The organism is Perlabentimonas gracilis (assembly GCF_011174675.1).
Lineage (GTDB): Bacteria > Bacteroidota > Bacteroidia > Bacteroidales > Tenuifilaceae > Perlabentimonas > Perlabentimonas gracilis.
This window is the reverse complement of sequence record NZ_JAANIG010000026.1, coordinates 52,137-66,277: the sequence shown is the minus strand read 5'-3', so window position 1 is coordinate 66,277 and position 14,141 is coordinate 52,137. Positions and strand designations below refer to the sequence as shown.

The following is a 14,141-nucleotide window of genomic DNA, read 5'->3' as shown; positions in this document are numbered from 1 at the left end:
CTTAAAATCCAAAAATAACACCTTAATAAATAACAAAAAAACAAACCTAAAATTAGCCCAAATCACAGATAGATGTTAGTTTTCCGAACATGACTGGGCCGAGCCCTCCTTTGTGCTATTTGATTTATGGATGAGGCTATAGCTTTCTTTTCACCTCAACCTCTTGGAACGATTCAACGCTATCGCCAACTTTTATATCGTTAAAGTTATTGATATTCAAACCACACTCGAAACCGTGGTTTACCTCCTTAGCATCATCTTTAAAACGCTTGAGGGAACCCAAATCGCCAGTGTAAACTACAATTCCATCGCGAATTAGACGGCATTTGGCGTTTCGAAGGATTTTCCCTTCACGAACTATACATCCGGCAACAGTACCCACCTTGGTAATCTTGAATGTATCAAGCACCTCGGCTGTACCAAGAATCTCCTCCTTGATCTCTGGTGAAAGCATACCCTCCATGGCTGCCTTAACCTCGTTAATGGCATCGTAAATAATGGAGTACATACGGATATCGATCTCCTCCTTCTCGGCCAGTCTGCGTGCACCTAGCGAAGGACGTACTTGGAAACCGATAACAATAGCATTTGATGCTGCGGCCAGAAGAATATCGGACTCGGAGATTTGACCAACGGCCTTATGGATTACGTTAACCTGAATTTGCTCTGTTGATAGCTTGATAAGCGAGTCGGATAGCGCCTCAATGGAACCATCCACGTCGCCCTTAAGCACAATGTTTAGCTCCTGGAAGTTTCCAATGGCAATCCTGCGTCCAATCTCATCGAGGGTGATATGCTTCTGAGTTCTTAGCCCCTGCATACGCTGAAGCTGCTCGCGCTTATTGGCAATGTCCTTGGCCTCCTTATCGGAATCCATTATGTTAAAGTAGTCACCAGCTAGAGGTGCACCATTCAAACCAATCACCTGAACTGGCGTTGATGGTCCAGCTGTGGTAATGCGCTTACCCCTCTCGTTGAACATCGCCTTAACGTGTCCAAAATGTGTTCCGGCCAGCATTATATCGCCCTGATTAAGGGTTCCAGCCTGAACCAGAACGGTTGCGGTGTAGCCTCTACCCTTATCCAATGATGATTCGATAATTGTACCAATGGCCTTTTTATCGGGATTGGCTGTAAGGTCGAGTAGTTCGGCTTCAAGAAGCACTTTGTCGAGCAGCTTATCGATATTTAACCCCTCTTTGGCGGAAATATCCTGACTTTGATACTTACCCCCCCACTCCTCTACTAGGTAGTTCATATTAGCCAGCGATTCCTTAATTTTCTCAGGATTTGCGTTGGGTCTATCAATCTTATTGATGGCAAAAACGATGGGCACACCGGCTGCACTGGCGTGGTTTATAGCCTCAATGGTTTGGGGCATCACGTTATCATCGGCGGATACCACGATAATGGCCACGTCAGTAATTTTGGCACCACGGGCACGCATAGCGGTAAAGGCTTCGTGGCCGGGTGTATCGAGGAAGGTAATCTGCTTGCCTCCTGCTATCTCCACCGCGTAAGCACCAATATGCTGGGTAATACCACCTGCTTCACCGGCAATTACGTTGGCACTTCTAATAAAGTCGAGCAACGAGGTTTTACCGTGGTCTACGTGTCCCATTACGGTTACAATTGGCGCGCGGGGTTTAAGATCCTCGGGTTTGTCCTCCTCGTTACCAATGGCTTCCTGTAAATCAACACTTACAAACTCAACCTCGTAGCCAAACTCATCGGCAACTAGGGCCATGGTTTCAGCATCGAGCCTTTGGTTGATAGATACCATAAGCCCAAGGTTCATACAAACCTCGATAACCTCGGTAGGCGACACGTCTATCATATTGGCCAACTCGTTAGCCGATACAAACTCGGTAACCTTGAGGATATTCTTTTCTCTTATCTCCCTTTCAAGTTCCTCCTGCTGGCGGGCGCTAACTAGGTCGCGCTTTTCGCGCCTGTATTTTGAACCTTTGGATTTGGTTCCCTTGTTGGTGAGGCGTGCCAGGGTTTCCTTAATTTGCTTTTGCACATCCTCCTCGCTAACCTCCTGACGAAGTTGCTTCTTCTTCTTTTTCTTAATATTTGGGCCAGTACCTGTTGATCCTGCACCTGGCTGCCTGCTAGGAGCTGCTGTTGTTGATTTGTTCTCTGAATCAACGGAAACCTTCTGGTTGTCCTTTCTTATCCTCTTGCGACGTTTTTTCTTGGCCTTAGCTTTGTCTTCGGCACTGGTTGGGCCATTCGCTGGCTTCTTCTTTGGCTCCATATTGGCCAAATCTATCTTTCCTACCACGGTTGGTCCTGATAGTTTTTCAACCGCTGAGCGATAAAAAACCTCCTCGGTTTTCACCTTCTCTTCCTTTGGGGTACCAGCCTCAGGTTCTTTTTCTATTGATTTCTTTACCTCTTCCTTCTTGGCCTCAACGGGTTTCTGAACTTTTTCGGGTTTAGAAGTCGCAGGTGCTTTCGGCTCGGCTTTCTCAACCTGTGGCTCTTCAGCTTTTTTAGTCTTCTTGGTTGGCCTTCGCTTCTCAAAATCGTCAACATTTACCTTGCCAACCACTTTGGGTTGCTCTAGGCGCTTCGACTCGGTCTCGATATGCTCAACGTTTGCCTCCTTAGGCTTTTGCTTCTGCTCGGGCTTTTCGGCAGGCTTTTCCTCTTTTGGAGCTGGCTTTTCGGCTGGCTTCTCTTCCTTCTTTGGAGTTTCTAAATCAATTTTGCCTTTAACCTTAAGCTGAATTTGAGGCTTCTCTGTTTTGTAGGTTTCCTTTTCTGGAGTAACATTTTTAACAATTACCTCGTCGTCTGCTGTATCGTTTTCATCGTCGTCAGCAATGGTTCCATCCACATCCTCGATGGAAACGGATTCCTTCTTCTCGCGAAGATTCTGAAGACTAACCTTTTGCGATTCTTTCTTCAGGTTAATCTCGGCGCCAAACTCTTGGGCAAGCACTTGGTACAAGCTGGAATCGACCTTTGTGTTAGGATTGCTCTCAATTTTATGTCCCTTTTTATTCAGGAAATCGACCAGGGTAGAGATTCCAACGTTAAACTCTCTTGCCAACTTACTTAATCTTATTGCTTTCTCGGCGTTTGTCATATTATGTTAATCCAGGTTTTGAAAATTGTTGCAAATCTAAGCTAAAGCCTGTACTATTCAAATTCTGATTCTAAAATTCGTATTACCTCTTTAACTGTTTCTTCCTCTAAATCGGTTCGCTTAACTAGCTCTTCGTATGGTATTTCGAGTACGCTTTTGGCTGTATCGCAACCAATGCCCTTAAGCACATCGATGATCCAGCTGTCGATCTCATCGGTGAATTCGTCAAGGTTAACATCCTCTTCGTCTTGCACATCGGCCTCGCGGAATACATCAATCTCGTATCCAGTGAGCTGGCCAGCCAGCTTGATATTAAAGCCGCCCTTACCAATTGCCAACGAAACCTCTTCGGGCTGTAGGAAAACCTCGGCACGCTTATTCTTCTCGTCAATTCGAATGGAATTGATTTTGGCTGGGCTTAGCGCACGAGTGATGTATAGCTGGATGTTATTGGTAAAGTTTATTACGTCGATATTCTCGTTGCGAAGCTCGCGCACTATGCCATGAATACGACTTCCTTTCATCCCCACGCAAGCTCCCACGGGGTCAACACGCTCGTCGTACGACTCAACAGCCACCTTAGCGCGCTCACCGGGTATGCGTACAATCTTTTTGATGGTGATAAGGCCATCGAAAATTTCGGGTACCTCAAGCTCGAAAAGACGCTCAAGGAAAACGGGTGAAGTACGCGACAGCACGATGATTGGCGAGTTATTCCTCATCTCAACCCTAACAACAACGGCTCTTATGGTATCGCCCTTACGGAAAAAGTCGGATGGAATTTGCTCGGTTTTGGGTATGATCAGCTCGTTTCCTTCGTCATCAAGCACCAAAATTTCCTTTTTCCATACCTGGTATACCTCACCGGTAATAATTTCACCTATCCTATCTTTATACTTTGAGTAAAGGTTATTCTTTTCGAGCTCGAGGATACGAGCTGTAAGGTTTTGCCTAAGGGCAAGAATGGCGCGACGGCCAAAATCGGCCAGCTTAACCTCGTCGGTTACTTCCTCGCCAACCTCATAGTCCTCCTCAATACTTTTGGCTTCGGTAAGGGCAATCTGCCTGTTTGGGTCTTCAACTTCACCATCCTCAACCACTTCGCGGTTTCTCCATATTTCGAAGTCACCCTTATCAATATTGATAATGATGTCGTAGTTGTCGTCGGAGCCATACATCTTGATGATCATATTGCGAAACACATCCTCCAGCACGCTCATCATAGTGGGCCGGTCGATGCTTTTTAGCTCCTTAAACTCTGCAAAGGTGTCGGTTAAATTAATAGTACTCATTTGCTTATTAGTATTTAAATATCTTATCGAAACGAAATCACTACAAAGGCACTTTTCACATCGGTGTAGGGAATGTCGAACTGCTCAACTACCTTTTCCTTGCGCTTTTTACCCTCTGGCTTTACCATGCTCTCAATCTCAAGCACTAGGGAGCTGTCGTTGGCGCTAAGGAGTAGCCCTTTCAACTTCTGCCCATCGGACTTCACCACCTCGAGGCTTCGGCCCACATTCTTCTTGTACTGCCTTGGCAGCCTAAGCGACTCGGATAAGCCAGCCGATGCTACCTCTAGCTCAAAATCTTGCTCTTCCCTATCGAAGCTCTGCTCAACGGCACGACTAACCCTTACGCACCTATCGATGGTAATTCCGTTGTCGCCATCGAGCAGAACAATTATCTTATTACTAGCGGAAACAGAGATATCAACAACAAACTCCTCATCAGGATTAAGCTGCTCATTAACAATTTCTTCAACTAGTTTTTTGTCAATCATCGTTCAAGTTATTATAGCAAAACAGGGGACTCGGGTCCCCTGCGCGCCTGCGGCATGACGGTGCAAAAGTATAAAAAAAACATTACACAGCAAAATATTTCGCTGAATTCTAATGCAATGCGCTATTTTCCACCCATACTTTATGGCTATATATAATTGGCTTTTGCTGAAATAGAATAATCATAGGGAATTAAATGGGTAGGGTAGAATTGTGAAAATATCCCGTCTATTTTATTTGCACTTTAAGTGATATTCCGCCAAACCCCATCCGCATTTCGTTGCTGGTTAGCTGACCTAAGGGTAGCTGCACAAAAGGTTCGACCGACATTGTGGACTTATCGGTAAAAGGGAAGGTGTAACCAGCCGATAGGTTTAGCAGCCCGAAAAGATCTGATCGGCTAAAAGCGCTGTACTCATTACTTACCTCTACTGATGAAGTAGTGTTGGAGTCGAGATAATATGCTCCTGATGAAAAATCGATTAACTTTTCGGAGTAACGGCTTGTGCCCGTAAATTTTTGGCTAAGATAAATTAGCGATGAAGCACCTGCAGAAACAAAGAAATTCGAATTTTTTCTCTCATATATCTTAAAAACAAAGTTGATGGGAATTTCCATTGCCACAAGGTCAAGGTGGTTGTCGAACAGCACGGCCTCACTTGAGTACTCACCATGGCTAGTGGTGGGCAGGGCGTTGTACATTAAATCGCTATTGCCAGAGGCAAGGGTCTGCAAACCGTAGCTATGCTTGGCCAAGGCCAAACCAGGCCTTATGTAGATTTTGTTGCTTAGCTTATGCTCGGTGTACAGCCCAACGGAAACGCCCGGGGCATCGGAGATTAGGTTTTCCACTGCAGCCACCATACCCGAAAGCCCAGCAGCAATTTTAGTTCTCTGGGTTCGGTGGGCTTGAGCCATTGGCTCAACAAGTTGCTGCATCGTATAGCCTGTACTTACATGCTTATCGCTTTCTGCTTTCGAATCCAACTCGCCCATATGATCCTTTTGTTGTATCTCCTTTAGATCGGCTCCTTCTTCAACAGAGCTAATTGCTTCGGCCATAAGCAACGTGTCGGGTTCTTTCTCCAAAACGGAATCCAAAACAGCAAGCTGATTGTAACTCTTTTTCTCAACCAATACTTTATTATCCTCCTTACTTCGTGCAACTGTTGGTTGATTTGTAGGTTTGGCTTGATGAGATGCTGGCAAAGCTTTTTGCTCATCGGATTCGTTTGCCATTATGGCTTGAGGGAGTTCACGCACCTGACTTTCGACCAATTGTGTACCTTGAGAATGGGGTTGCAGCGCCCTAAAGGCCATATAGCTGCCAAGGGAAAGCAGAATTGCTACGGATGCAGCCTTTGCCCAAAAGGGCAATAGAGCAAGGATACCTCTGGTTTTATTCTGCTTTTGAACAAAAGCCTCCCATCCGGCATTGGCCAAATGCTCGGCGTTGTAGCCGCCAAATGTTTCCTTAACCCTATCTGAAAAATCTTTATCAAACTGCTTCATGGCACCTCTTCTCAGAATTAATATGCAGCTTATATATCTTTTGAATCATCCTTTTGGCTCTAGTCAAATTCGATCGCGATGTTGATGTGGCCACCCCCAGCATTTCCCCTATCTCCTCGTGGGTGTAACCTTCAATCTCGTAAAGATTAAAGGTTATGCGGTACACCTCGGGAAGCTGGGCAAATAGCTTTATAATATCGTCGGCACTAAGTGATTGTTCCACTTCGGGTTCAATATCGTTGCCTAGCTCGTTATCATCAATGGTCAAATTATATGAGTGCTTCTGATTTCGCCTTAAGCTATCGATAGCTGTATTGACCAATATCGTTGCAAACCATGGTTTAAATGGCTTGGCATGGTTATAACTGGGGAGACATTCGAACACCTTTACGTAGCCATCGTTTACTATGGCCATAGCCTCGCTCTGGTTTGGAAAATATCGAATAGCGATTGACATGGCGAAAGAGAAATACCGTTTGTAAAAGGCCTCCTGATACTTCGAGTTGACCTTTAGGCAACCCTCAATCAGCTCCTCATCCGATAAACTCGTAATATCCTGTTTGTTCCAAGCCATTCTGTACCACTAAATCGAATCCATAAATATAACTCTTATTGACCCGATTTAATTTTGTTTTCCACCGATTAATGCAATAAGATTCAATAAAGCCAGATCTATCGGGGATCGGCAACCTGACCAATAAACATTAGCGTGTTGGTGGTACGCTCACGAATGGCAAACACAAAAGGTTTATCGACCCTAAAGATTACGGGCCCTGGAGTGGAGGTAAGCTCTACCCCTATGGTTGTTACAGCAGCAGCCTCGGTACCCTCTTCGTTAACATCAACAAAGGTGTTTTGCTTTACAAAGCTTACAAATATTGATGCATCGGCAATACCCGACAAATCGGCTAGCAATTCATCAAAGGCATCATTCATACCCATACTCTTGAGCTGGTCGTTCAGTATTTTCTCGTATGAGAACTTAAATTTGGGCATATAAACCTCTGCCGTCCCAAACTCGGGGTAGCTATCGAGCGATGAGGTAATTGATTGCCATGCTCCACCAGAAAAATCAGTGTTAAAATCCTGTAAAGTTTCGTTGGGTACAATAAGAACCATAGTAAAATTGGTTCGTCCGTATGGCAGTTCAATGGCTTTATAACTATTGCCATAGACTACTCGTGCACCCACATCGCCCTGCATGGTTGGCACATTGGCAGTGGTTCCGTTATCGAAGTAGAATGGCCTGTTATTGGTAAGCGACTTGTCGAACTGGTAGCTCCAATCGCCCTTAAAGTAAAGGGCATTCATAAGGAACATCACAGCATTACTAGAAATACCGTCCAGAACCTTGGGGATCTTCCCAAAGGTATTATCGCTAGCCCACTTGTTAATTGTAGTAAGTGCCGATGGCGATCCAAAATCGAGCCCCTGAATGAGGGCGTCGAAATCGTTGTCCATTGTGCTTAGGAATGAAGGCTTAACGGAGAACCCGTTGCGGTAGAATATGGCGTTGGCCAAGGCCAACTTAACTTTTGGGTCGGCCTGCAAAAGCTGTCCTACCAAACTATTATAAGCTTCGTTTACCTCAACAATACTCATATCCTCTGGGTATTTCAATGTGCTTTTGAGCTGGGTGTAAGTTTCTCCAGCACATCCATTCAGTAGCATTGTAAGCGCGGTGCTAGCGCTAAGGGGCGACAGCATAAGGTTTTTATTCTCCTCTGCAGCCGTTTTGGTAAACAGCTCAATGCCAAAGTCGTTGCTGTTGGAAATCACTTCGGCCGATTTTGTAGTTAGCTCGATCACCTTGGGGGTATGGTTGGGGATTGGGTCATCCTTCTTGCAACCTCCCAAAAACACAAGGGGAAGAATCAGTAAAGTTGGAAGTAAATTTTTCATTGTTTTATCTGTTTAAGTTTCCTTACTACTTATCAATACCCACAAAGTACAGGTCGTACCCACCCTTACCTCCAGGGCGATTTGAAGAGAAGATCATCATAAACTTCGCCACATCAACATACTCCTCAATTAGAATTGGGCGAAACTCATCTTCGGGGGAGTTAATTGTTGGCCCAAAGTTCACAGGTGCCGACCACTGGCCATCCTCAAACGTGGAGTAGTACAAATCGTAACCACCCTGCCCACCGGGTCTGTTAGATGCAAAAACCATTTTGTCACCAAAAAAGTAAGGGCACTTATCGTCGTACTCGCTCGACAGGGCCTCAACCTTAGCCACTTCAATATCATTTAGGTTTTCTAATGATTCAATAAGATTGTCATCGGAAATATCAATTGGGGTAAAGTAGATGTTAAAAACATCATCCTCACGGTCGGAACAAAAGTAGATACCTAATATATCGCCATTGGATAGATCGCTGTTGAAAGATGGGTACAAATCGTTATAATCCGAGGCGAATGCACTAAGTGGTGCTCCTTCGGTAAAGGTGTTTAAATCAACATTGTGTGTGTAGCCAATCTGAAACTTACCCGTGATATCGGTTGCGTAAAGTAGGAGGAATTCGTCGCTGTTAGTTTTTCTATTGGGATTAAAAACCAGGTATGGCCCGAACTCGTTGCCAACGGTATTAGCCTTATCAACTGCATCATTTATAACATCAAGGGTAGGCTGGTAAACACCCCAGTGCGAATAACCATTAATAATGGCAAGTTCTCCCGATATTTTTGAGAACGACACCGTCATGGGCTGGTAAATAATATCAAAATTCCCCCCACTGGTTTTCCTGTTGGTTGAGAAGCAGAATGGGATAAGGCTTCCAAGGGTTGGTGCCGTTGAGTTATAGTCGTCGTACTCGGTATTAAATGGAGCCAGATTTACAGGTGTTGATGGCAATTCACCTTGAAAGTAGGGCTCGGGCTCGGGCAAACAGGATATTAAAAGGAATGGCAATAGGATAACAATGCCGAGAATGATTTTTTTTGAGGTATTCATAATTCTAAAAATAAAGTTAGGTATTAGCTTTTATAATGTAATACGCACATCATATTGGAAACGCTGCAATGCTAATGCAAATGTTAGTAAGAAATTACAATAATACTATCTGGTTAATAGATTATGAATTTTGCGCATTACAAATTCATATTCACGCCCAGCCAAACCTGTATTCCAAAGTGGTGCTCACTTGATAATGCACTCTTCTCGAAAACAGGTGAAACGATTAGTTCGACCCCAAATCGCTGGGTTGGATTAAACTTTAGCCCACCCATAAAGGCATTGGACACACGACTAACCCTATCGCGGGGTTCAGTAATTCTCTCGCCTACGTTTTGATCTATTGTTATGTCTCCATCAAATTCCCTCTCGCGATAATCGTAAAGAATCAATGTACTACTTTCGACCAGCCAAAAATTCATCGTACGATTATATCCAAAAATCATTGTGAAACGGTCGCTATAACTCCGTTCGTAGAATATGGGTATTTGAAAAGATCTCAATCGAGAATCGAACTCCCAAAGAATAGTTTTGTCCTCGACAGTTCTGGTGTACCTTTCCCACGTATTTATTGTTGATTCGTAATCGTACCTTGAGTAATAGTACGACTCTGCATAGGCATCAACATCCTCGCTGGTGTCGGTTTGCTGCTTGCGAATTCCGGCTATGGCTCCAAATCGAACCTTTTTACCTTCGCCCAGCTGCCACTCAAACCCTGCGCCAGCAGAATGGGTCAACTTGGTTCGCATACCCGAGCCCGTTCTATAATCGTGCATATTGGAATACCCATTACTTTCGCTTACCCTGCTGGAGTACTCGTAGTAGTAATCGTTCTCCGATTCACTCTCAATGCTTGAGGCTAGTGAAATATCCTGTTCAGACAATGACAGGTTGTATAACAAGCGAAAAGTTAAATCGGATCGAACCTCCCGCTCCCACTGAAATCCACCGTAAATATTTTGTCCCATATGCTCCCAACTCTGATCTGACACGTACCAACTACTGTAATCGCTCCAGCTGGTGCTACCCTCCTGTCCACTATTCGAGATCGATTCATCGTCCCTGTCCAATAGTTGAGTTGCCGTTCCAGTTAAATAACCAGCGTAGAAACCGATTTTATTTTTACCTGCCAAATAGTTTAATCCAAGAGAGAAATCCCAATGATCATACTCCTGACTTCGGTTCTCGAAATTTTTCCAATACGATTGGTAATCTGGCCTCTGATTCCAAAGATTGCTACTCCCAAAACTTCCCTCACGATCGAAAATAAAACGACCAGCCTTAGCGCCAATCGATAAGGCATCAGTGGGCTTCCAACTAAGGAAAAGATTTAACGAATGCCCCTCATGGTACATTTCATCGGAACCTGAAAAACGATCTTCGATTGTATAGCCCTCGGTTCCCATATAGGTATATCCGTCAAAAGTTTTCCCTGCATTGCTTCGGTAAATATCGTAAGGAATAGCATAGTACCGCTCGCCCTGAGTTATTATCTGATAGGTTGCTCCTATCGAAATGGAGTTATTTAAAACAGGGAGTTGTGTTAAATATGCCAAGCTCAGCAAGGGTGATACTTCGTTTCGTTTAGAGGTGTAGTAATAGCCATACCTGGGGATATAGTCGTAAACCATAGGGTAAATCCCTGAATAACCTCTATTTGTAGTACTTAAGGAATTTCTAAAATCGATATATAAATAATTTGATGGTAACGAATCGGATCTGTCCTCGGAAACCGTGGAAGGGTTTCGCTGAATATTGAGCAGCGGGTGATCTAGTGAAAGCTGCGAGGCCATTGCAAAATTATGGGTACCATATGGATTTATGTGCAATGGAGAAAAAAAGAAATCGGACTGTTCAAAAGTCATTTCGAGGGGTCTGTCGCTATAATATTGCGCATGGCTACTCGCAAGCATAAAAAACGCAATGGCTGTATAGGCTAATCTTTTCATACATTTAATCTATTGTTGGGCTACCATAAAGAAAAACGAAACAAAAGCATTTACATACCTATTACGCATTTACCTTTTTAAACGCTGCAAGAATAAAAAAAATCAATCCAAAAAATTTGCAGTAAAAAAATTATGACTAATATTGCACCCGTAAACAGCAAGTTATGACACTGACCATTTTCACCTCTATGCTTAAGGATAAACGTAACGACATGGCTATGGCTATGTTGATGAAGAAACGTATGTTCTTACGCAGGCTAGGTGAAATGGGTGAATAGCGAAAACTCTAAATCTAGATAGATACAAGGCCTGCAGAATTCTGCAGGCCTTTTTTTGTTTAATCAAACCCTTCAATTACAAAGATGAAAGTTTTAAAGTTTGGCGGCACATCGGTGGGATCCGCAGAGCGCATTCAGAACCTGAGGCGCATTATCCCCACCACAGAACCCATTGTAGTGGTTCTATCGGCTATGGCCGGGGTAACCAATATTCTAGTGGAATCAACAAACCTGGCGGCAAAGGGTAATACCAAGCTGGCTAAGGATAAGCTGAAAGAGGTTGAACAGATGCACATGACCACTTGCGACAACCTTTTTGCATCATCAAAATACAAAATGAAGGGTAAAGAGTTGATTAAAAAGATTTTTAACGAATTGTACAACAAAGTTGAGAATGCAGACTCAACTGCAAAAAAAGAGATACTGGCCGTAGGCGAAATCCTGTCCACCAACCTATTCCATCTGTACCTCAACGAGCAACGCGTAGACTCCGCACTACTACCTGCACTTAGCTTTATGCGGATTGATAAGGATGGCGAACCAGACCATTATTATATTGCCGAGAATTTAAACCGACTGCTCGACTCATGCACAGGAATCAATGTTATAATAACCCAAGGTTTTATATGCCGAAACTCCCGTGGAGAGGTCGACAATCTAAAACGTGGGGGTAGCGACTATACCGCAGCAATAATTGGCCATACCATAAATGCTAGCGAAGTGCAAATATGGACCGATATTGATGGATTCCACAACAACGATCCTCGATACGTTGAGGGAACGCTGCCCATCCGTGAACTTTCGTTCGACGAAGCGGCAGAGCTGGCCTACTTTGGAGCTAAAATTCTTCATCCATCAACCATTCACCCATGCCAGGAAAAGAATATCCCAGTGGTGCTCAAGAACACCCTTAACCCCAACGATGTAGGCACCACCATTACATCGCAACAACGTGAAGGTGGTATTAAAGCAGTTGCCGCCAAGGATGGCATTACCGCCATTCGAATTAAATCGCTTAGAATGCTGATGGCACACGGTTTTCTGAAGAAGGTCTTCGACATCTTTAATGAGTATAAAACCCCGGTCGACCTTATCACCACATCGGAAGTTGCTTTAACCCTAACCATTGACGATACAAGCCATCTGGAGCATATCCTTAAGGCACTTACATCGTTTTCCACTGTAGAGGTTGAGCAGGGCCAAACCATTATCTGCGTGGTAGGCGATTTTCTTGCACAAAACCCAGGAATGGCCTCAAGGGTATTCAATTCGTTACGAAATATTCCCATCAGCCTAATATCGTACGGAGGAAGCTCGCACAACATAACCCTTTTGGTTCAAAGCGAGAGAAAAATTGATGCCCTACGGGCATTACAGCAAGTAGTTAATAACCCACAAACAGTAAGCACAGTAAATAATGGAAACACCAGCATATAGATACAACCTAGGCCTGCTAAGGCAAACACTGGATGTGGCGATAGCCGAATCTTCGCCATACGGATACAACCTCCATTACGCCGTAAAGGCCAACTCAAACCCTAGAATTCTCGAAACAATTGCCCAAAGTGGTATAGGTGCCGACTGCGTGAGCGGCAACGAGGTGCAAGCAGCTCTCGATGCAGGATTTGCTGCAGGCAGAATTGTATTTGCTGGGGTAGGCAAAACCAATGCAGAGATAGAGCTAGCCATTGTTAAGGGAATTCAATGTATTCATGTAGAATCATTCGAGGAGCTGCTGGTAATAGATGAACTATCGGCTACCAAGCGAAAAGTAACGCCCGTTGCCCTTAGGCTAAACCCTAACCTCGATGCTGGTACGCACAAGTACATCACCACAGGAACTAGCCAAAATAAATTTGGCTTTAGCAATGAGGAGCTGGAGGAGGCCATTAGGGTTCTACCTACCCTTAACGGGGTGAAACTTATTGGCTTTCATTTCCATATTGGCTCACAAATTCTCGATTTCACAAAATTTACCCAGCTGGCCCAATTTGCTAATGGGGTATACCAACGGTTTAGCAACCTAATGCTAACATACATCAACCTAGGCGGGGGATTGGGCATCGATTACGAGAACCCGTTGGAGAACCCCATACCAAACTTCTCCGAATATTTTGGTACCTTTGCCACCAACCTCAACGTTGGGAATGAGGTTAGTGTTCACTTTGAACCGGGACGATCGCTGGTTGGACAATGTGGCGAGCTACTCACCAGAGTACTTTATATCAAACGAGGCGAAGATCGCTCCTTTGCAGTTGTTGACGCAGGCATGAACAACCTAATTCGACCTGCCCTATACCAGGCTAAACACAGTATTTACTGTGTTAGTCCTCTGGTTGATCAGCGTGACACCTATGATGTAGTGGGGCCAATTTGCGAAAGTAGCGATGTGTTTGGCACCGAGATTGAACTCCCAAAACTTATGCGCGGCGATCTGTTGGCTATTCGCTCAGCTGGAGCATATGGCGAGTCGATGAGCTCGCGTTACAACCTCCGAAACGTTACACCAAGCTTTTTCACCACAGGGAGCGAAGCAAAGCTAGAAATGGTGGTTGAAGAGTAGGTGTA

General features: G+C 44.4%; 10 protein-coding genes. 2 read left to right on the top strand and 8 right to left on the bottom strand.

Features of this window, described 5'->3' with window-relative positions:
* Positions 1-136: 136 nt before the first annotated feature.
* The 8 genes from infB to G8O23_RS11740 all read right to left on the bottom strand — a co-directional run bounded on the left by infB (position 137) and on the right by G8O23_RS11740 (position 11,295).
* Positions 137-3,100 (bottom strand): translation initiation factor IF-2, encoded by a 2,964-nt coding sequence (infB, locus tag G8O23_RS11775; RefSeq protein WP_166365038.1) that lies wholly within the window; start codon positions 3,098-3,100, stop codon positions 137-139.
* 53 nt (positions 3,101-3,153) lie between these two features.
* Complete coding sequence (gene nusA / locus G8O23_RS11770; RefSeq protein ID WP_166365036.1) at positions 3,154-4,392, bottom strand: transcription termination factor NusA; 1,239 nt, start codon at positions 4,390-4,392, stop codon at positions 3,154-3,156.
* A 23-nt stretch (positions 4,393-4,415) separates the two neighbouring features.
* A complete protein-coding gene (gene rimP, locus G8O23_RS11765) occupies positions 4,416-4,883 on the bottom strand; it encodes a ribosome assembly cofactor RimP (RefSeq protein ID WP_166365034.1) in 468 nt (155 codons plus the stop codon).
* A gap of 226 nt (positions 4,884-5,109) precedes the next feature.
* Positions 5,110-6,393 carry an outer membrane beta-barrel protein gene (locus tag G8O23_RS11760; RefSeq protein ID WP_166365032.1) on the bottom strand — a complete coding sequence of 428 codons (1,284 nt, stop codon included), beginning with the start codon at positions 6,391-6,393 and terminating at the stop codon, positions 5,110-5,112.
* Complete coding sequence (locus G8O23_RS11755; RefSeq protein WP_166365030.1) at positions 6,380-6,967, bottom strand: RNA polymerase sigma factor; 588 nt, start codon at positions 6,965-6,967, stop codon at positions 6,380-6,382. Before G8O23_RS11755 ends, G8O23_RS11760 begins: the two co-directional genes overlap by 14 nt.
* A 98-nt stretch (positions 6,968-7,065) precedes the next feature.
* Entirely contained in the window at positions 7,066-8,295 is a 1,230-nt protein-coding gene (locus tag G8O23_RS11750) for a serpin family protein (protein ID WP_166365028.1), read from the bottom strand.
* A 25-nt stretch (positions 8,296-8,320) separates the two neighbouring features.
* Positions 8,321-9,346, bottom strand: coding sequence for a hypothetical protein (locus G8O23_RS11745; protein WP_166365026.1), 1,026 nt, complete (start codon positions 9,344-9,346; stop codon positions 8,321-8,323).
* A 137-nt stretch (positions 9,347-9,483) separates the two neighbouring features.
* Positions 9,484-11,295, bottom strand: coding sequence for a hypothetical protein (locus G8O23_RS11740; protein ID WP_166365024.1), 1,812 nt, complete (start codon positions 11,293-11,295; stop codon positions 9,484-9,486).
* A 362-nt stretch (positions 11,296-11,657) separates the two neighbouring features.
* Here G8O23_RS11740 and G8O23_RS11735 point away from each other — a divergent pair, with 362 nt between their 5' ends.
* On the top strand, positions 11,658-13,010 hold the full coding sequence (locus G8O23_RS11735; protein WP_166365022.1) for an aspartate kinase: 1,353 nt from the start codon (positions 11,658-11,660) through the stop codon (positions 13,008-13,010).
* A complete protein-coding gene (lysA, locus tag G8O23_RS11730) occupies positions 12,991-14,136 on the top strand; it encodes a diaminopimelate decarboxylase (RefSeq protein ID WP_166365020.1) in 1,146 nt (381 codons plus the stop codon). Before G8O23_RS11735 ends, lysA begins: the two co-directional genes overlap by 20 nt.
* Positions 14,137-14,141: the final 5 nt, after the last annotated feature.

Bases quoted from the DNA above. Each gene is read 5' to 3' on its own strand.
- infB (WP_166365038.1), bottom strand. From the start codon at position 3,100: ATGACAAACGCCGAGAAAGCAATAAGATTAAGTAAGTTGGCAAGAGAG.
- nusA (WP_166365036.1), bottom strand. From the start codon at position 4,392: ATGAGTACTATTAATTTAACCGACACCTTTGCAGAGTTTAAGGAGCTA.
- rimP (WP_166365034.1), bottom strand. From the start codon at position 4,883: ATGATTGACAAAAAACTAGTTGAAGAAATTGTTAATGAGCAGCTTAAT.
- G8O23_RS11760 (WP_166365032.1), bottom strand. From the start codon at position 6,393: ATGAAGCAGTTTGATAAAGATTTTTCAGATAGGGTTAAGGAAACATTT.
- G8O23_RS11755 (WP_166365030.1), bottom strand. From the start codon at position 6,967: ATGGCTTGGAACAAACAGGATATTACGAGTTTATCGGATGAGGAGCTG.
- G8O23_RS11750 (WP_166365028.1), bottom strand. From the start codon at position 8,295: ATGAAAAATTTACTTCCAACTTTACTGATTCTTCCCCTTGTGTTTTTG.
- G8O23_RS11745 (WP_166365026.1), bottom strand. From the start codon at position 9,346: ATGAATACCTCAAAAAAAATCATTCTCGGCATTGTTATCCTATTGCCA.
- G8O23_RS11740 (WP_166365024.1), bottom strand. From the start codon at position 11,295: ATGAAAAGATTAGCCTATACAGCCATTGCGTTTTTTATGCTTGCGAGT.
- G8O23_RS11735 (WP_166365022.1), top strand. From the start codon at position 11,658: ATGAAAGTTTTAAAGTTTGGCGGCACATCGGTGGGATCCGCAGAGCGC.
- lysA (WP_166365020.1), top strand. From the start codon at position 12,991: ATGGAAACACCAGCATATAGATACAACCTAGGCCTGCTAAGGCAAACA.